The 26,681-nt window shown below is 73.0% G+C and carries 20 protein-coding genes; 13 read left to right on the plus strand and 7 right to left on the minus strand.

Annotated elements, in window-relative coordinates; genetic code table 11:
• Positions 1-5: 5 nt before the first annotated feature.
• On the minus strand, positions 6-854 hold the full coding sequence (locus AB0F01_RS17880) for a glutamate ABC transporter substrate-binding protein (RefSeq protein ID WP_362096134.1): 849 nt from the start codon (positions 852-854) through the stop codon (positions 6-8).
• Between the two features lie 83 nt (positions 855-937).
• Complete coding sequence (locus AB0F01_RS17885; RefSeq protein ID WP_362096137.1) at positions 938-1,714, minus strand: amino acid ABC transporter ATP-binding protein; 777 nt, start codon at positions 1,712-1,714, stop codon at positions 938-940.
• 286 nt (positions 1,715-2,000) lie between these two features.
• On the opposite strand from AB0F01_RS17885, the gene AB0F01_RS17890 reads away from it, so the two are divergent.
• Positions 2,001-2,687, plus strand: coding sequence for a response regulator transcription factor (locus tag AB0F01_RS17890; protein ID WP_362096139.1), 687 nt, complete (start codon positions 2,001-2,003; stop codon positions 2,685-2,687).
• A 9-nt stretch (positions 2,688-2,696) separates the two neighbouring features.
• A complete protein-coding gene (locus AB0F01_RS17895; protein WP_362096141.1) occupies positions 2,697-4,133 on the plus strand; it encodes a HAMP domain-containing sensor histidine kinase in 1,437 nt (478 codons plus the stop codon).
• Here the strand turns inward: AB0F01_RS17895 and AB0F01_RS17900 are convergent.
• Positions 4,112-5,107: a TAXI family TRAP transporter solute-binding subunit gene (locus tag AB0F01_RS17900; RefSeq protein WP_362096144.1), complete on the minus strand. Its 996-nt coding sequence runs from the start codon at positions 5,105-5,107 to the stop codon at positions 4,112-4,114. The genes AB0F01_RS17895 and AB0F01_RS17900 overlap by 22 nt on opposite strands.
• A 351-nt stretch (positions 5,108-5,458) precedes the next feature.
• On the opposite strand from AB0F01_RS17900, the gene AB0F01_RS17905 reads away from it, so the two are divergent.
• From AB0F01_RS17905 to AB0F01_RS17920, 4 genes are all read left to right on the plus strand, one after another.
• Complete coding sequence (locus AB0F01_RS17905) at positions 5,459-7,435, plus strand: cellulase family glycosylhydrolase (protein ID WP_362096146.1); 1,977 nt, start codon at positions 5,459-5,461, stop codon at positions 7,433-7,435.
• A gap of 118 nt (positions 7,436-7,553) precedes the next feature.
• A complete protein-coding gene (locus AB0F01_RS17910; protein WP_362096149.1) occupies positions 7,554-8,531 on the plus strand; it encodes an NAD(P)H-binding protein in 978 nt (325 codons plus the stop codon).
• A gap of 231 nt (positions 8,532-8,762) precedes the next feature.
• Complete coding sequence (miaB, locus tag AB0F01_RS17915) at positions 8,763-10,289, plus strand: tRNA (N6-isopentenyl adenosine(37)-C2)-methylthiotransferase MiaB (protein WP_362096152.1); 1,527 nt, start codon at positions 8,763-8,765, stop codon at positions 10,287-10,289.
• 191 nt (positions 10,290-10,480) lie between these two features.
• On the plus strand, positions 10,481-11,233 hold the full coding sequence (locus AB0F01_RS17920) for a class III extradiol dioxygenase subunit B-like domain-containing protein (RefSeq protein WP_362096155.1): 753 nt from the start codon (positions 10,481-10,483) through the stop codon (positions 11,231-11,233).
• Between the two features lie 325 nt (positions 11,234-11,558).
• On the opposite strand, the gene AB0F01_RS17925 is transcribed toward AB0F01_RS17920, so the two are convergent.
• Both AB0F01_RS17925 and AB0F01_RS17930 read right to left on the minus strand, forming a co-directional pair.
• Positions 11,559-11,831 carry an antitoxin gene (locus tag AB0F01_RS17925; protein ID WP_362096158.1) on the minus strand — a complete coding sequence of 91 codons (273 nt, stop codon included), beginning with the start codon at positions 11,829-11,831 and terminating at the stop codon, positions 11,559-11,561.
• 23 nt (positions 11,832-11,854) lie between these two features.
• On the minus strand, positions 11,855-12,190 hold the full coding sequence (locus AB0F01_RS17930; protein ID WP_362096160.1) for a hypothetical protein: 336 nt from the start codon (positions 12,188-12,190) through the stop codon (positions 11,855-11,857).
• A gap of 139 nt (positions 12,191-12,329) precedes the next feature.
• Between AB0F01_RS17930 and miaA the strand changes: the two genes are divergently transcribed.
• The 6 genes from miaA (at position 12,330) to hflX (ending at position 20,977) form a co-directional block, all read left to right on the plus strand.
• The gene (gene miaA / locus AB0F01_RS17935) at positions 12,330-13,268 is read left to right on the plus strand and encodes a tRNA (adenosine(37)-N6)-dimethylallyltransferase MiaA (RefSeq protein ID WP_362096162.1); all 939 of its coding nucleotides are present in this window, start codon (positions 12,330-12,332) and stop codon (positions 13,266-13,268) included.
• Positions 13,269-13,376: 108 nt separating this feature from the next.
• Positions 13,377-13,880: a hypothetical protein gene (locus AB0F01_RS17940; protein WP_362096642.1), complete on the plus strand. Its 504-nt coding sequence runs from the start codon at positions 13,377-13,379 to the stop codon at positions 13,878-13,880.
• Positions 13,881-13,933: 53 nt separating this feature from the next.
• Positions 13,934-14,812, plus strand: coding sequence for a diaminopimelate epimerase (gene dapF, locus AB0F01_RS17945; protein ID WP_362096165.1), 879 nt, complete (start codon positions 13,934-13,936; stop codon positions 14,810-14,812).
• Between the two features lie 291 nt (positions 14,813-15,103).
• Positions 15,104-17,320 carry an HD domain-containing protein gene (locus tag AB0F01_RS17950; RefSeq protein WP_362096168.1) on the plus strand — a complete coding sequence of 739 codons (2,217 nt, stop codon included), beginning with the start codon at positions 15,104-15,106 and terminating at the stop codon, positions 17,318-17,320.
• A gap of 410 nt (positions 17,321-17,730) precedes the next feature.
• Entirely contained in the window at positions 17,731-19,257 is a 1,527-nt protein-coding gene (locus AB0F01_RS17955; protein ID WP_362096170.1) for a M1 family metallopeptidase, read from the plus strand.
• 226 nt (positions 19,258-19,483) lie between these two features.
• Positions 19,484-20,977 (plus strand): GTPase HflX, encoded by a 1,494-nt coding sequence (hflX, locus tag AB0F01_RS17960; protein WP_362096172.1) that lies wholly within the window; start codon positions 19,484-19,486, stop codon positions 20,975-20,977.
• A 114-nt stretch (positions 20,978-21,091) separates the two neighbouring features.
• Here the strand turns inward: hflX and AB0F01_RS17965 are convergent, their stop codons facing one another.
• Together AB0F01_RS17965 and AB0F01_RS17970 are read right to left on the minus strand one after the other, a co-directional pair.
• On the minus strand, positions 21,092-22,438 hold the full coding sequence (locus tag AB0F01_RS17965; RefSeq protein ID WP_362096175.1) for a hypothetical protein: 1,347 nt from the start codon (positions 22,436-22,438) through the stop codon (positions 21,092-21,094).
• Between the two features lie 312 nt (positions 22,439-22,750).
• Complete coding sequence (locus AB0F01_RS17970; RefSeq protein ID WP_362096178.1) at positions 22,751-23,971, minus strand: hypothetical protein; 1,221 nt, start codon at positions 23,969-23,971, stop codon at positions 22,751-22,753.
• A 428-nt stretch (positions 23,972-24,399) separates the two neighbouring features.
• Here AB0F01_RS17970 and AB0F01_RS17975 point away from each other — a divergent pair, with 428 nt between their 5' ends.
• Positions 24,400-26,469, plus strand: coding sequence for an ATP-dependent DNA helicase (locus AB0F01_RS17975; protein WP_362096181.1), 2,070 nt, complete (start codon positions 24,400-24,402; stop codon positions 26,467-26,469).
• The last annotated feature ends 212 nt before the right edge of the window (positions 26,470-26,681 follow it).

Genomic DNA, 26,681 nt, shown 5'->3' on the forward strand with positions numbered 1-26,681 from the left:
CCGCGTTACTGGACGATCTCGCCGATCTTCGGCGCGTCCTCGTTCTTGTAGTTCGCGGGGCCGAAGTTCTTCTCGACGGCCTCCTGCCACGAACCGTCGGAGACCATCTTCTCCAGCGCCTTGTTGACCTTGTCCACGGTCTCGGTGTCGCCCTTCTTGACACCGACGCCGTAGTTCTCGTTGCTGAGCTTCAGGCCGGCCAGCTTGAACTTGCCCTTGTACTGCTCCTGCGCGGCGTAGCCGGCGAGGATCGAGTCGTCGGTGGTCAGCGCGTCCACCTGCCCGTTCTGCAGGGCGGACAGGCACTCGGAGTAACCACCGCGGTTGCTCAGCTGGGCCTTCGGGGCGAAGTCCTTCTTGACGTTCTGCGCCGAAGTGGAGCCGGTGACCGAGCAGAGCTTCTTGTCGTTCAGGTCCGTGGCCTCGGAGATGTCCGAGTCGGACTTGATCAGCAGGTCCTGGTGGGCCAGCAGGTACGGACCCGCGAAGTCGACCTTCTCCTTGCGCTCGTCGGTGATCGAGTACGTCGCCGCGATCAGCTTCACGTCGCCGCGGGAGAGGGCGTTCTCCCGGTCGGCGCTCTTGGTCTCGACCCACTCGATCTGGTCGGGCTCGTAGCCGAGCTCCTTGGCGACGTAGGTGGCGACGTCCACGTCGAAGCCGGAGAAGGAACCGTCCGGCTCCTTCAGGCCCAGACCGGGCTGGTCGTACTTGATGCCGATCTTGATCTTCTCGCCGCCGCCCCCGGAGGACGACGAACCGCTGTCGCCGCCGTCGTCGCCGCCGCACGCGGTGGCGGTCAGGGCGAGGGCGAAGACGACGGCCGAGGCGGCGGTGACCTTGCGGAGCTTCATGGTGCACATCCTTTGGCTGGTGAAGTGATGCGGTCCGGTCGGTGTGGCCGGTGACGCAAGTCGTCGGGGCGCGGAGCGCGCCGTCAGTGGTGCAGGATCTTCGACAGGAAGTCCTTGGCGCGGTCGCTGCGCGGATTGCTGAAGAACTGGTCCGGCGTAGCCTGTTCGACGATGCGACCGTCGGCCATGAAGACCACGCGGTTGGCGGCCGAACGGGCGAAGCCCATCTCGTGGGTCACGACGATCATGGTCATGCCGTCCCGGGCGAGCTGCTGCATGACCTCCAGCACCTCGTTGATCATCTCCGGGTCGAGCGCCGAGGTCGGCTCGTCGAAGAGCATCACCTTGGGTTCCATGGCCAGGGCGCGCGCGATGGCGACGCGCTGCTGCTGACCGCCGGAGAGCTGCGCCGGGTACTTCTCCGCCTGGGCGCCGACGCCCACCCGGTCGAGCAGGGCGCGCGCCCGCTCCTCGGCCTTCTTCTTGTCCGCCTTGCGGACCTTGACCTGTCCCAGCGTCACGTTCTCGAGCACGGTCTTGTGCGCGAAGAGGTTGAAGGACTGGAAGACCATGCCCACGTCGGCGCGCAGCCTGGCGAGCTCCTTGCCCTCGGCCGGCACGGGCTTGCCGTCGATCGTGATCGACCCGGAGTCGATCGTCTCGAGACGGTTGATGGTGCGGCACAGGGTGGACTTCCCGGACCCGGAGGGCCCGATGACCACGACGACTTCACCTCGGGCGATCGTCAGGTCGATGTCCTGGAGTACGTGCAACGCGCCGAAGTGCTTGTTGACGCTCTTCAGGACGACCAGGTCGCCGGTCGCGGCCACATCTTCCTTGGCCACCGATACTTCGGTCATCGCTCTCAGGCTCCGTCCTCCTCGGTTTCGGAGGACAGTAGTAATCGTTCAGACCTGCGTCATTACATCTGAGGGGAATCTGAGCATCACGATCCGATAGCAATCGGACACCTGTCGTAGCACTTGTGAGCAGGGGTGATTTCGTGCGTGTAACGGTACCCAAGCGCAACCGGAACGCTCTTGACGCCGTCCTCATGCATCGGCGTGACTGCAAGGTGCACAACGCGCGTGCACCCGTACTTCTACACGCATCGATCGTACGGCGGATGAACCGAGAGGGGACCGGATGAGACTGCTGCTCGTCGAGGACGACAACCATGTCGCCGCCGCCCTGTCCGCGGTGCTGGCGCGGCACGGTTTCGACGTCACTCACGCGCGCAGCGGCGAGGAGGCACTCCAGGCGCTCGTCCCCGAGGCCGAGGGCTTCGGCGTCGTCCTGCTCGACCTGGGGCTGCCGGACCAGGACGGCTACGAGGTCTGCGGCCGGATCCGTAAGCGCACGAGCACGCCGGTGATCATGGTGACCGCCCGCTCCGACGTGCGCTCCCGCATCCACGGCCTGAACCTCGGCGCCGACGACTACGTGGTCAAGCCGTACGACACGGGCGAGCTGCTGGCGCGCATCCACGCCGTCAGCCGGCGGTCCGTCCAGGAGGAGGTCCCCGGCGGGAGCGAGAGCGAGCTGCGCCTGGGGCCGGTCCGTATCGAGCTGCCCACCCGCCAGGTCACCGTGAACGGCGCGGTGGTGCAGCTGACCCGCAAGGAGTTCGACCTGCTGGCCCTGCTCGCCCAGCGGCCCGGTGTCGTCTTCCGCCGGGAGCAGATCATCAGCGAGGTGTGGCGCACCTCCTGGGAGGGCACCGGACGCACCCTGGAGGTGCACGTGGCCTCGCTGCGCTCGAAGCTGCGGATGCCGGCCCTCATCGAGACCGTGCGCGGCGTCGGGTACCGGCTCGTCGCGCCCGCGCCGTAGCGGGGCCGGGTGCACACGCGTCTGCTCCCGCTGCTCATCGTCCTGATGGCGGCGGTCCTGCTGGCCCTGGGCGTGCCGCTCGCCGTGAGCCTGGCCGGTGCGCAGCAGCAGAAGGTCATCGTGGACCGGATCGACGACACGGCGCGGTTCGCGGCGCTGGCCCAGTTCGTCACCGAGCCCACCGACCCGGTCGCGGGGGACGTCAACGAGCGCCAGGAGACCCTCGGCCGGGAGCTGCGCAGCTACTACGAGGTCTACGGCATCAAGGCCGGGGTCTTCTACCTCAACGACTCACCCATGGCGCACGCGCCGGCCGACTGGTTCCTGCCCCGCACGGGCGAGGTCCGCGACGCCTTCCAGGAGGCGCTGCTCAGCCGCCGCAGCCACGACCCCGAGCAGGTGTGGCCCTGGCAGCGGCGCACCCTGGTGGTGGCCTCGCCGGTGATCCGGGACGGTGACGTGGCCGCGGTGGTGGTCACCGACTCGCCCACCGGGCAGATGCGCTCCCGCATCCTGCAGGGCTGGCTGCTGATCGCGGCGGGCGAGGCGGCGGCGATGCTGCTGGCCGTCGGCGCCGCCCTGCGGCTGACCGGCTGGGTGCTGCGGCCGGTCCGGGTCCTGGACGCCACCACGCACGACATCGCCACCGGGCGGCTGAAGTCCCGCGTGGCGGTGGCCGGCGGGCCGCCGGAGCTGCGGCGGCTGGCCCGGTCGTTCAACGAGATGGCGGACCACGTGGAGAACGTGCTGGAGCAGCAGCGCGCCTTCGTCGCGGACGCCTCCCACCAGCTGCGCAACCCCCTCTCCGCCCTGCTGCTGCGCATCGAGCTGCTGGCCCTGGAGCTGCCGGAGGGCAACGAGGAGATCGCCTCGGTGCAGGCCGAGGGCAAGCGGCTGGCCCAGGTCCTGGACGACCTGCTCGGGCTGGCACTGGCCGAGCACAGCGAGCCCCAGCTGCAGGTCACCGACGTCGGCGCGCTGGCCGCCGAACGGGTGGCCGCCTGGGCGCCGACCGCCGAGGCGAAGGGGGTGCGCCTGGTCGGCACCTGCCCGCCGACCACCGCGTGGGCGGACCCGGTCGCGCTCTCCAGCGCCCTGGACGCGGTGATCGACAACGCCGTGAAGTTCACGCCGGCGGACGGAGCCGTCGAGGTGTCCGTCACCTCCGGCCGGGACACCTCCTCCGTCGTCGTCACCGACTCCGGGCCCGGGCTGACCGACGAGGAGCTGACCCGGGTCGGCGACCGGTTCTGGCGCAGCGGCCGGCACCAGAACGTCAACGGCTCCGGTCTCGGCCTGTCCATCTCACGCGCCCTGCTCACGGCGTCCGGCGGCTCGATCACGTACGGCCACCACACCCCGCACGGGCTGCGCGTCACGGTGACCGTGCCGCGGGACGGGTCCGATGCCGGGCAGGACCCGCCTCAGGGCTTGACGGACCGGTAGTAGCGGCGGGCGCCCTCGTGCAGCCGGAGGGGGTCGGTGTAGATGGCGGTCCGCACGTCGACCAGCTGGGCCGAGTGCACGTCCGCGCCGATGTTGTCCCGGCTCTGGAGGACGATGCGGGTCAGCCACTCGGTGATCCGCGGATCCACGTCGGTACGGGTGATCAGCAGGTTGGAGACGGCCATGGTCGGGACCGGGGCACCGTACTGGCTGCCGGGATAGGCGGACTCGGGCATGTTGGTGGCCCGGTAGTGGCGGGTGGCACCGCCCTTGCGGTGCAGTTCCGTGACCAGGCTCGTCTCGATCGGCACGAAGCGCAGCGCCGAGTCCTCGGCCAGGTCCTTCAGGCCGTCGGTGGGCAGGCCGCCCGACCAGAAGAAGGCGTCCAGGTCGCGCCCGAGGCGTTCCGGCCCGATGTCGATGCCCTCGGACGACGGCCGGATGTCGGACTCCGGGTCGATGCCGGCCGCCTCCAGGACGCGGTTGGCGATGAGCCGGACACCGGACTTGGGCGGCCCTATGGCGACCCGCTTGCCGCGCAGGTCGGAGACGGTGCGGATGTCCGAGTCGGGGGAGACCACCAGCTGCACGTAGTCGTCGTAGAGGCGGGCCACCCCGCGCAGCCGGTCCGCGCCCGGTCCGCCGCGCAGCCGGTACGTCTCCACCGCGTCGGCGGCGGCGATCGCGTAGTCGGCACGGCCGGTCGCGACCCGCCGGAGGTTCTCCTGCGAGCCGTCACTGGTCTGCAGGCGGATGTCGAGGTCCGGGAGGTTCCTGCCGAGCGCGGTACGCAGCAACTCGCCGTACTTCTGGTAGACGCCGGCGCGGGTGCCCGTGCTCATGGTCACGGTGCCGCCGGGCGGCTCCTCGGCCCAGGGCTTCTGCCACCACAGCAGCAGTCCGAGCACGAGGAGGGCGGCGACCGCGCCCCGCAGGGCCCGGCGCCTGCCGATCCGGGACAGCGCGTGGAGCATGCGGCGATCCTGCCAGCCGACCGGCCCCGCTGACCAGGGCGGTGCCGGGCGACCGGCCTCGCCGACCGGGGCGGGACGCACGGGACCGGAGGCTCACGGTGGTGCGCGGGCGCGGCCGGGTCGTGCGCCGCTTCGACGGGAGGGTGCTGAAGGGCGAGCGCTACCGGGCGGCGGACGGGGCGGCGGTGCTGCGGCGCCAGGGGTGGGAACCGGACGAACGGCGGCTGACGGGGCCGGTTCGCCGTGCGGATGTCTGGACCTCTGTCGGCCCGCCCGCCATCATGACGGATCCATGACAACGATGGCATCGGGCTCCCGGTGCCGTCGCATCCGGCAGCGAGGGCGGTCACCGTGCGCGGACTTCTCGTCAGGGCCTCACTCGCCGCGGCCCTCCTCGCGGCGCCCCTGTCCCCGGCCACCGCGTCGGCGGCGGTGCCGGAACCCCGGGACGTGACCGCCGCGCCGCCCCCGGCCCCCGACACGGTCGCCGCCGCGTCGTCCTCCGCACCGCGCGCGGTCACCGACGCCGAGGCCGGCTGGACCCCGCCGCTCAGCACGCGAGGCCGCTGGATCGTGGACGCCGACGGCAACCGCTTCAAGCTCCGCTCCGGGAACTGGCACGGTGCCAGCGGCACCTGGACCGGCTCCGGCAGCCGGGACGACGACGCCAACCACCACGCGGGCGAGAACGCGGGCCGCATCCCCCTCGGCCTGGACCGCGCCCCGATCGCCGAGATCATCGCGGGCTTCCGGGAGATCGGGATCAACAGCGTCCGGCTGCCCTTCTCCAACGAGATGGTCCACGACAGCGTGCCCGTCACCGACGACGCCGTCGCCGCCAATCCCTCCCTGCGCGGCCGGACCCCGCTCCAGGTGTACGACACGGTGGTGCGCGAACTGACCGCCGCCGGGCTCGCGGTGATCCTCAACAACCACACCAACACCACCCGTTGGTGCTGCGGCGTCGACGGCAACGAACGCTGGAACGCGAGCGTCACCACCGAGCAGTGGGAGGACGACTGGCTGTTCATGACCCGCCGGTACCGGGACAACGACCGCGTGGTGGGCGCCGACCTGTACAACGAGGTGCGCCGCTCCGTCTGGGACGACCCGAACTGGGGGCTCGGCGACCGGCACGACTGGTTCGCCGCCTCGCAGCGCGTCGCCGACCGCATCCTCACCGAGGCCGACCCCGACCTGCTGATCGTGGTCGAGGGCATCAACTGGACCGGCCTCCCCGTCGACGGCCTCCCGCACGAACGGCCCACCCTGGAACCGGCCCGCCACCTCTCCCACACCCTCGTCGACTCCGGAAAACTGGTCTACTCGGCCCACTTCTACGGCTACACCGGCCCCCGCCACACCGGCGCCACCGGCCTGGGCGAGACCAGCGACCCCCGCTACCAGGACCTGACCCCGGCCGAACTGGCCGACGTCGTGAACCGGCAGGCCCTGTTCGTCGCCGCCGAGACCGACCGGCACTTCACCGCCCCCGTCTGGATCAGTGAGTTCGGCGTCGGGGGCCGCGAGGAGACCGCCGCCGCACCCCGCGCCTGGTTCGAGAACTTCGTCGACCACCTGATCCGCGGCGACGCCGACTTCGCGTACTGGCCCCTGGTCGGCCGGCACGACAACCGCCGGGGCAACGGCTGGGCCCTGCTGCACTGGGACGCGGCCGGCCAGCGCATGGGCGTGTACGACGGAGACGACTGGCGGGCCGCCGCCTGGAACCGCCTGGTGCGGGCCGAGGGCCGAACCGGCCCGGTGCCCCCGGCCGCCGACTGGTCCATGCTCAGCCCCGACCACGGGGACTTCGTCCAGTCCCGCCGGATGCGGGCACGGCCCGACTTCGACCCCGGTGCGCGCAAGGCCGTCTGCCCGGACGGACAGCGGCTGCTCGGCCTGGGCCACACGGGCCGCCGCGGCCTGTGCTCGGACGTGACCGCCGGGGACCTCGCCGCGAGGGGCGGCGGACACCGCGTCGTCGTCGACGAGCGGTACGTGGAAGCGGGCGGCGACTGGGCCGGCGGCTACACCAAGCTGCAGTGCCCCGACGGGTACTTCATGGCGGGGTACGCGGTGCGCGGCGCGGCCGTCTCCTCCGCCCTCTGTTTCGAAGCAGCCCCGGGCCGGCTCGGCGGGAACGGCCGCACGGTGTGGTTCGACCGCGGTGACAACCGGGGTCCGGCCCCCAAGGGCGGCGACTTCGCCCACGGCCACTACAAGGGCCAGTGCGCCGACGGGGAGTACCTGGCCGGGGTCGCCTACACCGGTCGCCTGGGCTCCTGGCGGACCCCGGACGCGCTGTACTGCCGCGCCCTGCGCTGACCTCCGTCCGCAGCCCGCCGCCCGGCCGCCCGGCCGCCCACGGAGGATGAGACGGTCGCGCATGCGTCCGATCCGGTGGACCATGGAGCGTCCCACGCCCGCCGACTTGACTGGCGGCATGAACGACAACATGAGCCATCAAGCGCAGGCCACCACATCCACCCCCGCACCCACCCCCGCATCCGAACCCGCACCCGCGCTCGCGTCCGCCTCCGCGCCCGCGTCCGCCTCCGCGCCCGCGTCCGCCTCCGCACCTGGACCCGCATCCGCGCCCGCGTCCGTCTCCGCTCCCGGACCCGTTCTCGTCATCGGCGGCACCGGCAAGACCGGCCGACGGGTCGTCGACCGCCTCCGGGCACTCGGCCGCCCCGCGCGCGTGGGCTCCCGTAGCAGCGCGACTCCCTTCGTCTGGGAGGACGAGGACACCTGGCGGGCCGCGCTGGACGGGGTCTCCGCCGCGTACGTGACCTACTACCCGGACCTGGCGTTCCCCGGGGCGAAGGAGGCTATCGGCCGGTTCGCCGCCTTCGCCGTGGCCCAAGGCGTGCGCCGGCTGGTGCTGCTCTCCGGCCGGGGCGAGGAGGGCGCCGTCGCCGCCGAGGACGCCCTCAAGGCGTCGGGCTGCGACTGGACCGTCGTCCGGGCGAACTGGTTCGCCCAGAACTTCAGCGAGAGCATCTTCCTCGAACCGGTCCGCACCGGCGAACTGGCGCTGCCCGCCGGGGACGCCGTCGAACCCTTCGTGGACGCCGGCGACATCGCCGACGTCGTGGTCGCGGCCCTCACCGACGACCGTCACACCGGCCGGACGTACGAACTGTCCGGACCCCGCCTCCTGAGCTTCCACGACGTGGCCCGCGACCTGTCGGCCGCCACCGGCCGGACCATCACCTACGTCCCCGTCGGAGCGGACGACTACCGCGCGGCACTGCGGGCGGCGGGCGAGCCGGAGGAGTTCGCGGACCTCTTCACCCTGATCACCGACGGCCGGAACGCCAGTGTCGTGCACGGCGTCCGGGAGGTGCTGGGACGCGAGCCCAAGGACTTCTCGGCCTACGCCGACGAGGCCGCGGCCACCGGCGTCTGGGACGTCTGATCACCGTCACGCCGTCGCGGCCCCCTCCGGTCCGGGGCGGGCCTCGGCGGTCCTCGGGCGGGCCGCGACGGTCCTCGGGCGGGCCGCGACGGTCCTCGGGCGGGCCGCGACGGTCCTCGGGCGGGCCGCGACGGTCCTCGGGCGGGCCGCTCGCCGGGCCCTGAACTCCGCCGCGAGGACCGGAGGGGAGGACGGGGGCGGAGGGCTTCGCGGAGCGCCTACCCTTGAGCAATGACCAGCAGCAGCGACCGGAGCACGGCAGTGGACGTTTCATCCTCCAAGACGTACGAGATCCGCACCTATGGGTGCCAGATGAACGTCCACGACTCCGAGCGATTGGCCGGGCTGCTGGAGGACGCGGGCTACGTCCGCGCCCCGGGAGGCGCCGACGGGGAGGCGGACGTCGTCGTCTTCAACACCTGCGCCGTCCGGGAGAACGCCGACAACAAGCTCTACGGCAACCTCGGCCACCTCGCCCCCAAGAAGGCGAGCCGGCCCGGCATGCAGATCGCGGTCGGCGGCTGCCTCGCCCAGAAGGACCGCGACACCATCGTGAAGCGGGCCCCCTGGGTGGACGTCGTCTTCGGCACGCACAACATCGGCAAGCTGCCCGTCCTGCTGGAACGCGCCCGCGTCCAGGAGGAGGCCCAGGTCGAGATCGCCGAGTCGCTGGAGGCGTTCCCCTCTACGCTCCCGACCCGCCGCGAGAGCGCCTACGCGGCCTGGGTGTCGATCTCCGTCGGCTGCAACAACACCTGCACCTTCTGCATCGTCCCGGCGCTGCGCGGCAAGGAGAAGGACCGCCGCCCCGGCGACATCCTCGCCGAGATCGAGGCCCTGGTCGCCGACGGCGTCTCCGAGATCACGCTGCTCGGCCAGAACGTCAACGCCTACGGCTCCGACATCGGCGACCGCGAGGCGTTCAGCAAGCTCCTGCGGGCCTGCGGGACGATCGACGGCCTGGAGCGCGTCCGCTTCACCTCCCCGCACCCGCGGGACTTCACCGACGACGTCATCGCCGCCATGGCCGAGACGCCGAACGTGATGCCCCAGCTGCACATGCCCCTGCAGTCCGGCTCGGACACGGTACTGAAGGCCATGCGCCGCTCGTACCGGCAGGAGCGGTACCTGGGGATCATCGACAAGGTCCGGGCCGCCATCCCGCACGCCGCGATCAGCACCGACATCATCGTGGGCTTCCCCGGCGAGACCGAGGAGGACTTCGAGCAGACCCTGCACGTGGTGCGCGAGGCCCGCTTCGCGCAGGCGTTCACCTTCCAGTACTCCAAGCGCCCGGGCACCCCCGCGGCCGAGATGGACGGCCAGATCCCCAAGAAGGTCGTGCAGGAGCGCTACGAGCGACTGGTGGCCCTCCAGGAGGAGATTTCCTGGGAGGAGAACAGGAAGCAGGTCGGCCGGACCGTCGAGCTGATGGTCGCGGAGGGCGAGGGCCGCAAGGACGACACCACCCACCGCCTCTCCGGCCGTGCCCCGGACAACCGCCTGGTGCACTTCACCAAGCCGGACGCCGAGGTGCGCCCCGGTGACGTGGTCACCGTCGAGATCACCTACGCCGCCCCGCACCACCTCCTCGCCGAGGGCCCCGTCCTGGACGTGCGGCGCACGCGCGCCGGCGACGCCTGGGAGAGGCGCACCGCGGAGAAGAGCGCCCAGCCGGCCGGCGTCATGCTCGGGCTGCCGAAGATCGGGGTCCCCGAGCCGCTGCCGGCCGCGACCGGCGGCTGCGGCGGCCACTGACCCGGACCCGGCTGCGGGGCAGAGCCGTCGCCGGCCGGCCGGCGGCAGGCCGGTCCGCGGCGCCCGCCCACGCGGGCACGGTCCCGGCGGCCGGTCGGCGACGGCTCTCCCGAGCAGGAGGAGGCACCGGGGGAGTGGGCCACGGGCGTGCGGTGGGCCGCGCCGCCGGGGCGCGGGCTACGCTGCCGATCATGCTTGTCGCCGCCGCCGTCTGCCCCTGCCCGCCGCTGCTCCTGCCCGAGATCGCCGCGGGCGCCGCCCCCGAACTGGACACCGCGCGCGCCGCCTGCGCGGACGCGATCGGAGTGCTCGCCGCGGCCCGCCCCGACCTGCTCGTGGTGGTGGGTCCCACGGACGGCCCCACGGACAGCGCCGGCCCGGAGATCTACCCCGCTGGCACGGCGGGGACCTTCCGCGGCTTCGGCGTCGACCTCGACGTGCGGCTCGGGACCTCCGCGGACGCCGACGCGGGTACCGGCGGGCCGGACGCTGCCGGGGGGAGGGAACTCCCGCCCGCGCTGGCCGTGGGGGCCTGGCTGCTGGCCCGCAGCGGATGGACGGGAGCCCCGGTCGAGGGACTCGGCGTGGGCGAACCCCTCACCGCGCAGCGGTGCTCGGACCGGGGACGCGAGCTCGGCGCCCGGGCGGAGCGGGTGGCGCTCCTGGTGATGGGCGACGCCAGCGCGTGCCGCACGCTCAAGGCGCCCGGGTACCTCGACGAGCGGGCCGCGCCCTTCGACGCCGGGGTGGCGCGGGCGATGGAGGCGGCCGACACGGCCGCCCTGCGGGCCCTGGACCCCGGCCTGGCCCGGGAACTGAAGGTGTCCGGACGAGCCCCCTGGCAGGTGCTGGCGGGTGCGGCGGAGGGCGCCGGCCTGGAGGGCGCGCTGCTGTACGAGGACGCCCCTTACGGGGTGGGCTACCTGGTGGCCACCTGGTCCTGACGCGGACCGTCCGGACGCCTTCACGACGCGACGGCGTGATGGACCGTCCGGACGCCGGCAGAACGTGACGACGCGATGATGCGATCCGTACCGCCCGCGGGCCCCCTGTGACCCCCGGCCCCCGGCCCGCCACCGCACAGCCGACCCGGCCGCCCCGCACCGCCGGCTTCCGGGGGCGCGCCGCACCGCCGCCTGAGGAAGCGCCGCCCCGGCGGCGGACCACACGGTTCGACGCCCGGAGCGCCGCGACGCCGGAACGGGCGCCGCGACGCCGGACGGCCGGAGGCATGCGTGCCTCCGGCCGTCCGGCGTCGTACGGCTCCGCTCAGGAAGCGGGCGGCGGCCCCGCGGGCGGCGTGGCGCCGCCCGTGCCCTGGCTGCCGGGGTCGTCCTTCTGCGCGAGCCGGTCCACCGCGCCCTTGGCCTTGCCGGTGCCCGTCTGGATCCGGTCGCTGTACTTGCCCTTGGTCCGCTGGTCGACGGTCTTCGCGGCCTTGTCCAGGCCGCTCTGGATCTTGTCCCCGTGCTGTTGGGCGAGGTCGGAGACCTTGCCCTTCGCCGGGCCCAGTTTCGCCTTCAGATTGTCCAGGAGACCCATGGTTCACCTTCCGTCGCGGACGTCTACGTGCGGGCGCCCTCACCGGCGTCGCTGCCGGCCGCCTCGGCGGACTGCTGCTTCGGGATCCCGATGCCGTCGGAGCCGCCGGCGGACCCGGAGGCCCGGCCGTCGTCCGCCGGTTCCGGAGCGGAGGCGGAGCGCTCCGCCTCCGGGGCCGGCTCCGCGGTGTCCTCGGCCGCCCCGTCGGCTGCCGTCTCGCCCGCCGGCCGCTCGCCGGTCTCCGTTCCGTCGTCCGCCGGGGCCCCGGCGGACGACCGGGCCTCCTCCGACTCCGCGGTCGAGGCGGCCTCGGCCGTTCCGGCCTTGGTTCTCCGAAGAAGCCGTGCAAAAACGCCCATGTCAACTCCATACGGTACTCGTGCGGGCGGCGTCCCGCGTCGTGGCGCGTGGTCGCGCGCTGCAACGGGAACGACCCCGCCCGGGCCCCGTCACGTAACTCGTTCGAGGGCCGGGCGGGAGGTTTGGGAGACTGGATCGGTGAGCAGCGCAGCCCCCACCCCCCGCGTCATCGCCGTCGTCGGCCCCACGGCGGCCGGAAAGTCCGATCTGGGCGTTTATCTGGCGCAACAGCTGGGCGGTGAGGTCGTCAACGCAGACTCGATGCAGCTCTACCGAGGGATGGACATCGGCACCGCCAAGCTGACGCCCGAGGAGCGCGGCGGAGTGCCGCACCACCTGCTGGACATCTGGGACGTCACCGTCACCGCCTCCGTCGCCGAGTACCAGCGCCTCGCGCGGCGACGGATCGACGCCCTGCTCGCCGAGGGGCGCTGGCCCGTCCTGGTGGGCGGCTCCGGGCTGTACGTCCGGGGGGCCGTCGACAACCTGGAGTTCCCCGGCACGGACCCCGAGGTCAGGGCCCGGCTGGAGGAGGAACTCACGCTGCGCGGCTCCGGCGCGCTGCACGCCCGGCTCGCCGCCGCCGACCCCGAGGCCGCCCGGGCCATCCTGCCGAGCAACGGCCGCCGGATCGTCCGCGCCCTCGAAGTGATCGAGATCACCGGCCGGCCGTTCACCGCCAACCTCCCGGGTCACGACGCGGTCTACGACACCCTCCAGATCGGCGTCGACGTGGCCCGGCCCGAGCTGGACGAGCGCATCGCCCGCCGGGTCGACCGCATGTGGGAGGCCGGACTGGTCGAGGAAGTGCGCGCACTGGAGGCGCAGGGGTTGCGCGAGGGGCGTACGGCGTCGCGCGCGCTCGGCTACCAGCAGGTGCTCGCGGCACTCGCGGGCGAGTGCACCCTCGACGAGGCACGGTCGGAGACCGTGCGCGCCACCAAACGCTTCGCGCGCCGTCAGGATTCATGGTTCAGGCGCGACCCGCGGGTGCACTGGTTGAGTGGGGCCGCGGAGAACCTGGGGGAACTTCCGCAGCTCGCGCTGTCGTTGGTCGAACGACCGGTTACAGCCTGATCACGTCCTGGCATCGGGACGCCCAGGCCGTCATCCGGGCCTGTGACGGCGTGCCATCATCGAGCTTCGATCGACCAAGTGGAGTCCAAGTTGGGAGGGCGCGTGGCGATGGAGGCCGGCCCTCGCGACACCGCACACGGCACCGAGCACCTCACCACCGAGCGGGGTGACCGGGAGCAGGAAACCGACCGTCTCAGCCCCGACGGGCCGGAGGAGACGCAGGGCGGTGTGACCGACGACGGCCCGGAGCCGGACGAGATGTTCGCGGGCGGCGACGAGGTCGAGGTCGAGCTGCGCCCGCAGCGCCGGCTGCGCCTGTGGCAGCTCGCCCCCATCGTCGGCCTGGCCGCGGTCGGCTCCCTGATGTTCGCCTTCCCGCTCGCCTTCGACTTCGGCGACAGCGGGGCCGTGATCGCCATGCTGGGCCTGTTGATCTGCTCCTGCTCCGCGGGGTGGGGCATGATGGCCGCCCGCCGGGTGGGGCACACCTGGCCCGGCCTGCCCTCCCGGGGCTCCGGACGCCGGCCCGACTGGCGGGTCGTCGGGGCCTACGCCGTGCTGGTCGTCGGCGTGGTGGCGCTGGCCGTCTGGCGGGTCGCCCGGCTCCGCTGACCCCGGCCGGACGGCGGTGAACGCACCGGAGCACCACCCCGTACGATCGAGGAATGAGCACGCGGACCGCCTTCCTCAAGGGGCACGGCACCGAGAACGACTTCGTGATCGTCCCGGACCCCGAGAACACCGTCGATCTGCCCCCGGCCGCCGTCGCCGCCCTGTGCGACCGCCGCGCGGGCATCGGCGGCGACGGACTGCTGCACGTCGTGCGGTCCGCCGCCCACCCGGAGGCGCGTGCCCTGGAGGACGAGGCCGAGTGGTTCATGGACTACCGCAACGGTGACGGCTCGATCGCCGAGATGTGCGGCAACGGCGTGCGGGTCTTCGCGCGCTACCTCCAGCACGCCGGGTACGCGGCCGAGGGCGACCTCGCCATCGCCACCCGCGGGGGCGTGAAGACCGTGCACCTGGCCAAGGACGGCGACGTCACCGTCGGCATGGGCCGGGCCCTGCTCCCCGAGGGGGAGGTCACGGTGCGGGTCGGCGACCGGAGCTGGCCCGCCCGCAACGTGAACATGGGCAACCCCCACGCCGTCGCCTTCGTCGAGGACCTGGCGCACGCCGGCGACCTGCTGGCACCGCCCCCCGTCGGCCCGGCCGGCGCCTACCCGGACGGGGTGAACGTCGAGTTCGTGGCCGACCGCGGTCCGCGCCACGTGGCGATGCGGGTGCACGAGCGCGGCGTGGGGGAGACCCGGTCCTGCGGCACCGGCGCCTGTGCCGTCGCCGTGGCCGCCGCCCGCCGGGACGGAGCCGACCCCACGGTCACCGGAACCCCCGCCACCTACACCGTGGACGTGCCCGGAGGGACGCTGGTGATCACCGAGCGGCCCGACGGGGAGATCGAGATGACCGGACCGGCGGTGATCGTCGCCGAGGGCTGGATCGAGCCCGACTGGCTGGAGAAGGCGCTCGGCCGAGGACGGTGACGGCTTGACATCCCAGAGGCGTGAGCGTCTCCCGGCATCCTTCGCGGGGCCGGGAGCCGAGTCCGGCTTCGGGATCAAGGTCAGCCGGTTTTCCGGTGGCGTGAAAACGTCGCCGCGCCGTCCATCGCTCGAATGGGTGATCCGTTTCACGCTCCGCCGGAGCCGGCCGGTCGCGCATGCTGGGCTCGGTAGCATCAAGCACCGGCCCGGACGGGAGGACGCCCAGCGTCCCCCGAGCCCGAGTCCGCCCTGGGACGCCCCGTCCGCCGGTCCATGCAGCCGGAGGTGCCCATGAATGCCGAGGCCGTCGATCCCGCGACGCCGGGTGGCGCGACAACGGGTCACGACACACCGGCGGGACCGCGCAGGAAGACCCGCCCCCGGCTCGACCTGCGCCGGCTCGGCCGCGCCGCGCTCCTCGGCCCCGCCACCCGTGGCCGGCTCCCCGACGCCATCGGCCACGTCGTCGAGGCCCACCGCGCCCACCACCCCGACGCCGACCTCGACCCGCTGCGCCGCGCCTACCTCCTGGCCGAGTCCTCGCACCGCGGCCAGATGCGCAAGAGCGGCGAGCCGTACATCACGCATCCGCTCGCCGTGACCCTGATCCTCGCCGAACTCGGCGCGGAGACCACCACGTTGACCGCCTCGCTGCTCCACGACACGGTCGAGGACACCGATGTGACGCTGGATCAGGTGCGCGAGCAGTTCGGCGAGGAGGTCCGCTACCTCGTCGACGGCGTCACCAAGCTGGAGAAGGTCGACTACGGCGCCGCGGCCGAGCCCGAGACCTTCCGCAAGATGCTGGTCGCCACGGGCAACGACGTGCGTGTGATGTCGATCAAACTCGCCGACCGGCTGCACAACATGCGCACGCTGGGCGTGATGCGTCCCGCCAAGCAGGAACGCATCGCCAAGGTCACCCGCGACGTCCTCATCCCGCTCGCCGAACGGCTCGGCGTGCAGGCGCTCAAGACGGAACTCGAGGACCTGGTCTTCGCCATCCTGCACCCCGAGGAGTACGAACACACCCGCGGGCTGATCCTGACCAACGCGGACCGCTCCGACGACCCGCTCGCCGAGGTCGCCGACGACGTCCGCGCGGTGCTCCGCGAGGCGGACATCACCGCCGAGGTCCTCATCAGGCCCCGCCACTTCCTCTCCGTGCACCGGGTCTCCCGCAAGCGGGGCCGGCTGCGCGGCGCCGACTTCGGCCGCGTCCTGGTCCTGGTCGGCGAGGACGCCGACTGCTACGGCGTGCTGGGCGAACTGCACACCTGCATGACGCCCGTGGTCTCGGAGTTCAAGGACTTCATCGCCGTCCCCAAGTTCAACCTGTACCAGTCGCTGCACACCGCCGTCGCCCGGGAGGACGGCCAGGTCGTCGAGGTCCTCATCCGCACGCACCAGATGCACAAGGTGGCCGAGGCCGGTGTCGTCGCCCTGGGCAACCCCTACGCGGCGCCCCCGGAGGAGCAGTCCGCGCCCGACGGCGAACGCGCCGACCCGACCCGCCCCGGCTGGCTCTCCCGCCTGCTGGACTGGCAGCGGGCCGCCCCCGACCCCGACACCTTCTGGTCCACCCTCCGCGAGGACCTGTCCCAGGACCGCGAGATCACCGTCTTCCGCCCCGACGGCGGCACCCTCGGCCTGCCCGACGGAGCCACCTGCGTGGACGCCGCGTACGCGCAGTACGGCGAGGACGCCCACGCCTGCATCGGCGCCCGGGTCAACGGCCGCCTCGCCACCCTCGGCACCGTGCTGAAGGACGGCGACACGGTGCAGCTGCTCATGGGCCAGGACCCCGCGTCCGAACCGTCCCGGGAATGGCTCGACCACGCCCAGACGCCCGCCGCGCGGATCGCCATCCAACGCCGGCTGGCCGCCCGCCCCGCCGAGGAGCACGGCACCGCGACCGAACCCCCGGCCGGCCACCACCGGCCCGGCGCGCCCGAGCCCGCCCCGGAGACCCCTTCCGGAGCGTCCGCGGAGCGCCCCCCGGCGGCCCGCGCCGAGGTCCTGGCCGACCGCCCCGCCGCGTCCGTGCGGCTCGCCCGCTGCTGCACACCCGTCCCGCCGGACGAGATCACCGGCTTCGCGGTACGCGGGGGCGTGGTCACCGTGCACCGGGCCGGGTGCTCCGCCGTCACGCGCATGAAGGAAGCGGGACGGGAGGAGGTCGGCGTGCGCTGGGGCGAGGGCGCCGAATGCCGGGTCACCCTGGTCGCCGAATCGTTCGTCCGGCCCCACCTGCTCGCCGACCTCACCGAGGCCATGGCCGTCGAGGGCGCCGAGATCGTCTCCGCGACCGTCGAGCCTCCCACCCAGCAGCAGGTGCGGCACACCTACACGGTGCACCTGCCGGACGCCGCCCAGCTGCCCGCCCTGATGCGCGCCATGCGCAAGGTCGCCGGGGTGTACGACGTCAGCCGGGCCCAGCCGCAGCCCTCCGGCGCCCGGCACGGGCCCGGGCAACCGGCACATCCGGGGGGCACTCCCGTGACGTGAGCGCGGCTCAGGCGCTTCCACACGCGGGGTGCGGGTGGGTCCGGCGTGCCGTGCCTGCGCCCCGCGCCCCCTCGTACGGACCGCGCCCGCCGCCTTCATCGGCTGACCACCGCCTGCCACGGGTCCGGGCCGCAGGGCGCCGCGGGCGCTGCGCAGGCTTGTCTCGTGCAGGCTCGTCTCGGGCAGGCCTGTCTCGTGCAGGCCCGTCCCGTGCAGGGCCGTCTCGTGCAGGCCCGTTCCACGCCGGCCCCTCCCGTCGAGCAGAACGGCACCGAGACCTACCCGCTGCCGCCCCGTGTCGGCCTGCCCTGCGTCGAGCCCCGGTCGTCGTGGCGCCCGCCCGCACCCGATCGGGTGCGTAGGGAGCGCGCCGTCGCCGCGGGGCGGACGCGCGCTGATAGCCGTGGGGCATGCCGCTCACCCCCACCCACCGGGCCCCCCAAGGCCGCCCCCTCCCCACCACCGCCCCGCGCGCCCGCCGGAGGCGCACGGCCGCCGCGCTGCTGGCCTCGGCCGTCTCCGTCTGCCTGGTCGCGGCGAGCGCCCCGGCCGTCCCGCTGGGCCTCGGCGACCGCCTCTTCCCCCACCTCGGCAACCCCGGTTACGACGTGGCGGCGTACGACCTGCGACTGGACTACTCCGGCCGCAACGACGCGCCGCTGCGCGCGGTCACCACCATCGACGCCCGGACCACCGCGGACCTCGACCGGATCAACCTCGACTTCGCCCACGGAACCGTCCACTCCGTCGAGGTGGACGGCGAACCCGCCGCCTTCACCGGCGTCGGCGAGGACCTGGTGATCACCCCGGAGGACGATGTGGACCGGGGCGAGTGGATCCGGATCACCGTGCGGCACACCAGCGACCCGGTGAGCCCGGGCGACCGCGAGGGAGGATGGGTACGCACCGCCGACGGCCTCGCGATGGCCAACCAGGCCGACGCCGCGCACCTGGTGTTCCCCTGCAACGACCACCCCTCCGACAAGGCGCTGTTCACGTTCCGGATCACCGCCCCCGACGGCCACACCGCGGTCGCCAACGGTCTGCGGACCCGCGTCGACCGTGCGGGGGGCGAGACCACCTGGACCTACCGGACCCGGCACCCCATGGCCACCGAACTCGCCCAGGTGTCCATCGGCCGGTCCACCGTGGTCCACCGCGAAGGCCCCCACGGACTGCCCCTGCGGGACGTGGTGCCCACGCAGCAGCGCGAGAAGCTGGAACCGTGGCTGGCGAAGACCCCCGGCCAGATCTCCTGGATGGAGGACCGGGTCGGCCGCTACCCCTTCGAGACGTACGGACTGCTCCTGGCCGAGGCGTCCACCGGCTTCGCGCTCGAGACCCAGACCCTCTCCCTCTTCGAGCGGGACCTCTTCACCGACCCGGCCTACCCGGCGTGGTACGTCGAGTCGATCATGGTGCACGAGTTGGCCCACCAGTGGTTCGGCAACAGCGTCAGCCCCGGCACCTGGTCCGACCTCTGGCTCGGCGAGGGGCACGCCACCTGGTACGAGGCCCTCTACGCCGAGGAGAAGGCGGGACGGTCGATGGAGGCCCGGATGAAGGCCGCCTACGAGGCGTCCGACCGGTGGCGCACCACCGGCGGACCGCCCGCCGCGCCCGAGCCCCCGGACGCCGGACGCAAGATCGGCATCTTCCGGCCGAACGTCTACGACGGAGCCGCCCTCGTGCTCTACGCCCTGCGCCAGGAGATCGGACGTAGCGCGTTCGACCGCCTGCAGCGCGCCTGGGTCGCACGCCACCGGGACGGCAACGCCACCACGGCCGACTTCGTCCGGCTCGCCTCCGAGACCGCCGGACGCGACCTCACCGCGTTCCTGCACCCCTGGCTCTACGGCGAGAGGACGCCGCCGATGCCCGGCCACGCCGACTGGAGGTCCGGGACGCGGGCCGCCGCGGGAGCCGGGGCGCACTGACCGTGCCGGAAGCGGGCGATAACACGGTGACGAGACGGGCCGTGCCGTGCGACCATCATCGGGTCGGCACGGCAGGGCACACCGGGAATCCCACGGGGTACTCGTGCGTTGTGGACAGTGACGGAAGTGTTTTCCGTGCACCCGTCTCCGCAACCGGGGGCACCCGCAGGACCGGTCCGGTCACCGGGCGTCGCCGCAGACGGTTTCCCATCTACGTAAGGATCCAATGACCTCCTCTTCTTCCCCTTCCCAGGACACCAAGCGCCGCACGCAGAGCCACCCCGAGGGTCTTCGGGCCGATGCCCTGATGGAAGAGGACGTCGCCTGGAGCTTCGAGATCGACGGAGAGCGGGACGGCGACCAGTTCGACCGCACCGAGCGCGCGGCCCTGCGTCGCGTCGTCGGCCTGTCCACCGAACTCGAGGACGTCACCGAGGTCGAGTACCGGCAGCTCCGCCTGGAGCGGGTGGTCCTCGTCGGCGTCTGGACGACCGGTACCGCGCGGGAGGCGGAGAACTCCCTGGCGGAACTCGCCGCCCTCGCCGAGACGGCCGGGGCCCTCGTGCTCGACGGTGTGATCCAGCGCCGCGACAAGCCCGACGCGTCCACCTACATCGGCTCCGGCAAGGCCGAGCAGCTGCGGGACATCGTGCTGGAGACGGGCGCGGACACCGTCATCTGCGACGGTGAGCTCAGCCCCGGACAGCTCATCCACCTCGAGGACGTCGTCAAGGTCAAGGTCATCGACCGCACGGCGCTGATCCTCGACATCTTCGCCCAGCACGCCAAGTCCCGTGAGGGCAAGGCGCAGGTCTCGCTCGCGCAGATGCAGTACATGCTGCCGCGCCTGCGCGGCTGGGGTCAGTCGCTGTCCCGGCAGATGGGCGGCGGCAAGGGCGGCGGCCTCGCCACCCGCGGTCCCGGTGAGACCAAGATCGAGACCGACCGGCGCCGCATCCGCGAAAAGATGGCGAAGATGCGCCGGGAGATCGCGGAGATGAAGACCGGCCGCGAGATCAAGCGTCAGGAACGCCGGCGCAACAAGGTGCCCTCCGTCGCGATCGCGGGCTACACCAACGCCGGCAAGTCCTCGCTGCTCAACCGCCTCACGGGCGCGGGCGTGCTGGTGGAGAACGCCCTGTTCGCCACCCTCGACCCGACCGTGCGCCGGGCCGAGACCCCCAGCGGGCGGCTGTACACGCTGGCGGACACCGTCGGCTTCGTGCGACACCTGCCGCACCACCTGGTCGAGGCGTTCCGCTCCACCATGGAGGAGGTCGGCGACTCCGACCTGATCCTGCACGTGGTGGACGGCTCGCACCCGGCGCCCGAGGAGCAGCTGGCGGCCGTGCGTGAGGTGATCCGGGACGTCGGAGCCACCGACGTGCCCGAGATCGTCGTGATCAACAAGGCGGACGCCGCCGATCCGCTCACCCTCCAGCGACTGCTGCGCATGGAGAAGCGCTCCATCGCGGTCTCGGCCCGCACCGGCCAGGGCATCGAGCAACTGCTGGCCTACATCGACCAGGAGCTGCCCCGCCCGTCGGTGGAGATCGAGGTGCTCGTCCCGTACACCCACGGCCAGCTGGTGGCCCGCGCCCACGACGAGGGCGAGGTGATCTCCGAGGAGCACACCCCGGAGGGCACCCAGCTCAAGTTGCGGGTGCACGAGGAACTCGCCGCCGAACTGGCGCCGTACGTACCGAGCCCGGCCGGCTGACCGGCCGCCCGCACGAAGAGACCCGCCCCTGCTCCGGCAGGGGCGGGTCTTCGCCGTCGGTACCGTCGAGGCCCTTGCGGCTCAGCTCACCGGCCGTCGTGGGATCGGTTCGGCTCACCGGCCGCCGTGGGTCCGGCTCATGTTCTGGTACAGGGCCTCGGCGTCCCGGCCGAGCTGCGGGCCCGCGAGCCAGGTGTGGTCGGCCGGACCGATCGAGGTGTTGGAGACCAGGACCGTCCGGCCGTCGCGGACCCGGAACCATCCGCCGCCCGAGGAGCCGCCGGTCATCGTGCAGCCGATCCGGTACATCGTCGGCAGGTTCGCGGAGAGGGAGAAGCGGCCGGGCGCGTCCAGGCACTTGAACATCCGCAGCCCGTCGTAGGGCGCCGCCGCCGGGTACCCCCACGCGCCCATCCGGCCCGCCTCGGCGGCGGTCGGGGCGGAGAAGTCCACCTCCAGCGCTCCGCCGACGGTCTCCTCCAGGGACGCGCCGCCCCGCTCCGGCTGCACGTGCAGCACCGCGTAGTCGTGCGGCGCCCCGGCACCCCCCGACTCCGAACCGCCCTGGATCCAGCCGTTGGACGTCGACGCCCAGTCGGCCCACCAGTTGCCGTAGGGGGCGATCTCGGCCGGGTCGGCGTCGGTGAGTTCGCCGCCGGACCGGCCGAGGTCGTTGTACGCCGGGACGAAGACGAGGTTTCGGTACCAGCCGCCGCCCGCACCGGCGTGCACGCAGTGCCCGGCCGTCCACACCAGGTTGGACTTCCCGGGACGGTTCACGTCCTTGACGACCGTGCCGGAACAGACGCTCGGGCCGTCGGGGGAGTCGAAGAAGACCTTGCCGACGGGGGCCGCGTGCTCGTGGTACGGAGTCTGCTCGGCCTGGGCCCGGACCGGTGCCGGCTCGGGGTCACTGACCCCCGCGGCCGCCCGCGCGTCCTTCGTCGAGACGGTCTTCTCCGCCTCCTCGGCGGCGCGCATCCGCTCCGGCTTCCACAGGCCCTCGATCACCGGGTTGACGAAGTCCTTGGCCTCGCTGAGCCAGGTGTCCCGGTCCCAGTCCTTCCAGCCGCCGTCCTTCCACCGCTCGACGTCGATGCCGTGTTCCTTCAGCCGGTCGGTGAGGTCGGACGGGAGGGAGGCCTTGCCGTCGGCGTCGTCCGCCGCCCCGGACGCGCCCGACGCGGGCTTGCCGCCCGCCTCGTTCCCGGACGAGCCGCCGCACGCGGTCGCGGTCAGCGCCAGGGCGGCGAGGAGCCCGGTGGCGGCCAGTAGGGTGCGGCGCCGCCCCGGCCGGCGACTCCCGGAACTACGGGTAGCGGACGCGCGGGTGGCGGACGCGCGGGAGAGGGACGAACCAGCGGCGGACGAACCGGCAGCGGACGAACCGGCAGCGGACGAACCGGCAGCGGACGGACAGGACGTCGATGGACGGGATGCGGATGGACGGAATGACCTCATGATGCGTTGACCCCCCCGTTGGAAAACGATGCATGTGCCCTGCCGGGCGGGAACGCCGCCCGGGCCGGCCTCGGTGGAACGGTGCGCCTACGGGCGCGCGCAGCGCGGTGCGCGCCTGCTGCGCGGCCCGGGCCCCGGCGCCCACTACTCCGGGCCGCACTCCCGGGCGCCGCGGGAGCACCGGCTCGTGCCGGGCTTCCGGCGCCCCGGGGTCCTTGCGCCCCGGGGTCCTTGCGCCCCGGGGTCCTTGCGCCCCGGGGTCCTTGCGCCCCGGGCCCGCGTGCGCGTCGGCGCGCGGGCCCGGGAACCGGGTCACTGCCCGGCGAACTTGTCGCTGACCGCGTCGTACACGCCCTTGGCGTCGGCACCCAGCCGCGGACCGGCCAGCCAGCCCGAGGTGACCGGGCCGATGGAGGTGTTGGACACCAGCGCCGGCTTGCCGTCCGAGCCGGTCGCGACCCAGCCGCCACCGGACGAACCGGCGGTCATGCTGCACCCGATGCGGTACATCGTCGGATCCGAGGCGGCGATGGACAGCCGGCCCGGCCGGTCCTCACAGCGGTACAGCGTCTGTCCGTCGTACGGCGGCGCGGCCGGGTAGCCGATCGCCGTCACGCTCTTCATGTCCGGCACCGCGGGGGCGTCGAAGTCCACCGGCAGTGCAGAACCGACCGTCTCCTCCAGCGACTTGCCGTCGCCACCCTTCTCCGGCGTCACGTGGATCACGGCGAAGTCGTGCGCGGCGCCGTCACCGCCGGTGGAACCGCCCTGCTCGATCCACTGGTCCGAGGTCTGTGCCCAGTCGCCCCACCAGACACCGTAGGGAGCGACCTCCTCCTTGGCCGCGCCCTCCAGCTCCTTGGTGGACATGCCCGAGTCGTTGTACGACGGCACGAAGGCGATGTTGCGGTACCAGCCGCCCTTCTTGCCGGCGTGCACGCAGTGGCCCGCGGTCCACACCATGTTGGACTTCCCCGGGTTGGCCGGGTCCTTCACGACGGTCGCCGAGCACACCATGGTGCCCTCGGGGGAGTCGAAGAACACCTTGCCCGCCGTGGGGGCGTTGGAGTGGTACGACGGCTGCACCGCCTCCGCCTGCACCGGCTGCGGGGTCGGGTCGGTGACGCCCTGGTCCCCGTCGATGTCGCTCTCGTCGACGCCCTGGTCCGGCTCCTCCGCGTCCCGCATGCGGTCCGGGTCCCACAGGTCCTCGATGATCGGGTTGATGAACTCGTTGGCCTCGCGCAGCCAGTCGTCCTTGCTCCAGTCCTTCCAGGCGCCGTCCCGCCACTTGTCGATGTCGATCCCGTGTTCCTTCAGCTTGTCCCGGATGTCGTCCGGGATCCGCAGCTTGCCGTCGTCGGCCGCCGCGGTCGCCGACGGCTCCTCACTCGCGTCGGCACCCCCCGAGTCGCAGGCGGTGGCGGTGAGGGCGAGCGCCGAGGCGAGCGCCACGGCGGTCAGGACGGGGGAGGTTCTGCGGCGCGGCCTCCCCCCTGAGCGGACGGTGAACGACGGCCGTGTGGATCGCATGATCTGACTCCCCCTGGTGTGGACGAACGTGGCGCAGTGGCCGTGCCCCCGGCCCCGGACCCGAACGAGTCCTGGCCGAACTCACGGTCCTGGGAACGGCACCACACACTATGCGGTTGCTGTGGGGGACATCCGACGGAACGGCAACGGTTCCGTCACGGCAGGGATCTTGAGGCAACCCCCGTCCTCGCACCGGTGCGCCGAGTGGTGCAGGGAGGGCCGGCTGCCCGCGTCCCGTCCCGTCAGTCCCGTCCCGTCCGTGCCAGGACGGGACGCGGGCAGCCCTCCAGTGACCGCCCCGGTCGGTGGCGACCCCCGGTCGAGGAGGGGCACGGCGCGGGTCCACAAGGCGGTGACCGACCCGGACGTCCCGCCCGGAACGGCGTGATCGCCCGTTTGTCAGTGCCGGGCCGTAGGGTGGTCGCGCTATGACGAAGCCCTCACTCCCCGAACTCCTGCATGCCGCCGTCACCGCTGTCGGCGGCACGGAGCGCCCCGGTCAGGTGACCATGGCCGAATCCGTCGCCGAGGCGATCGACGACGGTTCCCATCTGCTGGTCCAGGCCGGCACCGGCACCGGAAAGTCCCTGGGGTACCTGGTGCCCGCGCTCGCGCACGGCATGGGCACCCCGTCGGCCGAGGGCTGGGGAAGAGTGGTGGTGGCGACGGCCACCCTGGCCCTCCAGCGGCAGCTGGTGGAGCGGGACCTGCCCCGCACGGTGGAGGCACTGCATCCCCTGCTGCGCCGCCGTCCCGAGTTCGCGATGCTGAAGGGCAGGTCGAACTACCTCTGCCTGCACCGGCTCCACGAGGGCATGCCGCAGGACGAGGAGGAGGGGCTCTTCGACCAGTTCGAGGCGGCCGCCCCGACCAGCAGACTGGGCCAGGACCTGCTGCGGCTGCGCGACTGGTCCGAGGAGACGGAGACCGGGGACCGTGACAACCTCACGCCCGGTGTCTCCGACCGGGCCTGGTCCCAGGTGTCGGTGTCGTCCCGGGAGTGCCTGGGCGCCTCGAAGTGCGCCTACGGGGCCGAGTGCTTCGCCGAGATGGCCCGGGAGCGCGCCAAGCTGGCGGAGGTCGTGGTCACCAACCACGCCCTGCTCGCCATCGACGCGATCGAGGGCGCCCCGGTGCTGCCGAAGCACGAGGTGCTGATCGTCGACGAGGCCCACGAACTGGTGTCCCGGGTGACCGGCGTCGCCACCGGCGAGCTCACCCCCGGCCAGGTGAACCGGGCCGTGCGGCGCGCCGCCAAACTGGTCAACGAGAAGGCCGCCGACCAGCTCCAGACCGCCGCCGAGGGCTTCGAGCGGCTGATGGAACTCGCCCTCCCCGGCCGGCTCGAGGAGATCCCCGAGGACCTCGGCTACGCGCTGATGGCGCTGCGCGACGCCTGCCGCACGGTGATCTCCGCGATCGGCGGCACCCGCGACAAGTCCGTCCAGGACGAGGACGCGGTCCGCAAGCAGGCGCTGGCCTCGGTGGAGAGCGTGCACGACGTGGCGGAGCGGATCACCAACGGCTCCGAGTGGGACGTCGTCTGGTACGAGCGCAACGAGTCCCGCGGCGGGAGCGCCTACCGGCCCGGCGGCGCCTCGCTGCGCGTCGCCCCGATGTCCGTCTCCGGGCTGCTGCGCGAGAAGCTCTTCACCGAGCGCTCGGTGATCCTCACCTCCGCCACCCTCAAGCTGGGCGGCGACTTCAACGGGGTGGCGGCCTCCCTGGGCCTCGGGCCCGAGGGCAGTTCCGGCGACGACCTGCCGGAGTGGAAGGGCGTCGACGTCGGCTCGCCGTTCGACTACCCCCGGCAGGGCATCCTGTACGTCGCCCGTCACCTGGCCCGCCCGGCCCGCGACGGGGACCGCGGCGACATGCTGGACGAACTCACCGAGCTGATCCAGGCGGCGGGCGGCCGCACGCTCGGGCTGTTCTCCTCCATGCGGGCCGCTCAGCTCGCCGCGGAGGAGCTCCGCAGCCGCATCCCGGAGTTCCCGATCCTCCTCCAGGGCGAGGAGACGCTCGGCGAACTGATCAAGAACTTCGCTGCCGACCCCGGGACCTGCCTCTTCGGCACCCTGTCGCTGTGGCAGGGCGTCGACGTGCCGGGCCCGAGCTGCCAGCTCGTGGTCATGGACAAGATCCCGTTCCCGCGTCCGGACGACCCGTTGATGAGCGCCCGGCAGAAGGCCGTGGAGGAGGCGGGCGGCAACGGCTTCATGGCGGTGGCGGCGACCCATGCCGCGCTGCTGATGGCCCAGGGGGCGGGCCGGCTCGTCCGGGCCTCGGGCGACCGCGGTGTCGTGGCGGTGCTGGACCAGCGGCTGGCGACGGCACGTTACGGGAGCTATCTGAAGGCGTCCCTGCCCGACTTCTGGTACACCACGGACCCGAACCAGGTCAGGAAGTCGCTCGCCGCGATCGACGCGGCGGCCCGGCGGGCCGAGGCGGAGTCCGGCCGCGAGGGGGAGCCGGGGGCGGGGACGGAGGCGCAGTGATCGCGGGTTAGCCTGTCGCGGCCGCGACAGGCTAACCCGCGATAGGGGGACGCCCGGACACCGGGTCCGTCCGCCTTCGGCGTCCCGGGACGTTCCCTGACGGAGCGCCGACGGCGCGGCATCCGGGCACGACCCTCGACGAGGACCCCGGGCCGCAGGACCCCGGGCCGCAGGACCCCGGGCCGCAGGACCCCGGGCCGCAGGGCTCCGGA

The organism is Streptomyces sp. NPDC029526 (assembly GCF_040637405.1).
GTDB lineage: Bacteria > Actinomycetota > Actinomycetes > Streptomycetales > Streptomycetaceae > Streptomyces.

What these genes read in the sequence shown, in the direction of transcription:
- AB0F01_RS17880 (WP_362096134.1), bottom strand. Translation starts at nt 854, where the DNA reads ATGAAGCTCCGCAAGGTCACCGCCGCCTCGGCCGTCGTCTTCGCCCTC.
- AB0F01_RS17885 (WP_362096137.1), bottom strand. Translation starts at nt 1,714, where the DNA reads ATGACCGAAGTATCGGTGGCCAAGGAAGATGTGGCCGCGACCGGCGAC.
- AB0F01_RS17890 (WP_362096139.1), top strand. Translation starts at nt 2,001, where the DNA reads ATGAGACTGCTGCTCGTCGAGGACGACAACCATGTCGCCGCCGCCCTG.
- AB0F01_RS17900 (WP_362096144.1), bottom strand. Translation starts at nt 5,107, where the DNA reads ATGCTCCACGCGCTGTCCCGGATCGGCAGGCGCCGGGCCCTGCGGGGC.
- AB0F01_RS17910 (WP_362096149.1), top strand. Translation starts at nt 7,554, where the DNA reads ATGAACGACAACATGAGCCATCAAGCGCAGGCCACCACATCCACCCCC.
- miaB (WP_362096152.1), top strand. Translation starts at nt 8,763, where the DNA reads ATGACCAGCAGCAGCGACCGGAGCACGGCAGTGGACGTTTCATCCTCC.
- AB0F01_RS17920 (WP_362096155.1), top strand. Translation starts at nt 10,481, where the DNA reads ATGCTTGTCGCCGCCGCCGTCTGCCCCTGCCCGCCGCTGCTCCTGCCC.
- AB0F01_RS17925 (WP_362096158.1), bottom strand. Translation starts at nt 11,831, where the DNA reads ATGGGTCTCCTGGACAATCTGAAGGCGAAACTGGGCCCGGCGAAGGGC.
- AB0F01_RS17930 (WP_362096160.1), bottom strand. Translation starts at nt 12,190, where the DNA reads ATGGGCGTTTTTGCACGGCTTCTTCGGAGAACCAAGGCCGGAACGGCC.
- AB0F01_RS17940 (WP_362096642.1), top strand. Translation starts at nt 13,377, where the DNA reads ATGGAGGCCGGCCCTCGCGACACCGCACACGGCACCGAGCACCTCACC.
- dapF (WP_362096165.1), top strand. Translation starts at nt 13,934, where the DNA reads ATGAGCACGCGGACCGCCTTCCTCAAGGGGCACGGCACCGAGAACGAC.
- AB0F01_RS17950 (WP_362096168.1), top strand. Translation starts at nt 15,104, where the DNA reads ATGAATGCCGAGGCCGTCGATCCCGCGACGCCGGGTGGCGCGACAACG.
- AB0F01_RS17955 (WP_362096170.1), top strand. Translation starts at nt 17,731, where the DNA reads ATGCCGCTCACCCCCACCCACCGGGCCCCCCAAGGCCGCCCCCTCCCC.
- hflX (WP_362096172.1), top strand. Translation starts at nt 19,484, where the DNA reads ATGACCTCCTCTTCTTCCCCTTCCCAGGACACCAAGCGCCGCACGCAG.
- AB0F01_RS17965 (WP_362096175.1), bottom strand. Translation starts at nt 22,438, where the DNA reads ATGAGGTCATTCCGTCCATCCGCATCCCGTCCATCGACGTCCTGTCCG.
- AB0F01_RS17970 (WP_362096178.1), bottom strand. Translation starts at nt 23,971, where the DNA reads ATGCGATCCACACGGCCGTCGTTCACCGTCCGCTCAGGGGGGAGGCCG.
- AB0F01_RS17975 (WP_362096181.1), top strand. Translation starts at nt 24,400, where the DNA reads ATGACGAAGCCCTCACTCCCCGAACTCCTGCATGCCGCCGTCACCGCT.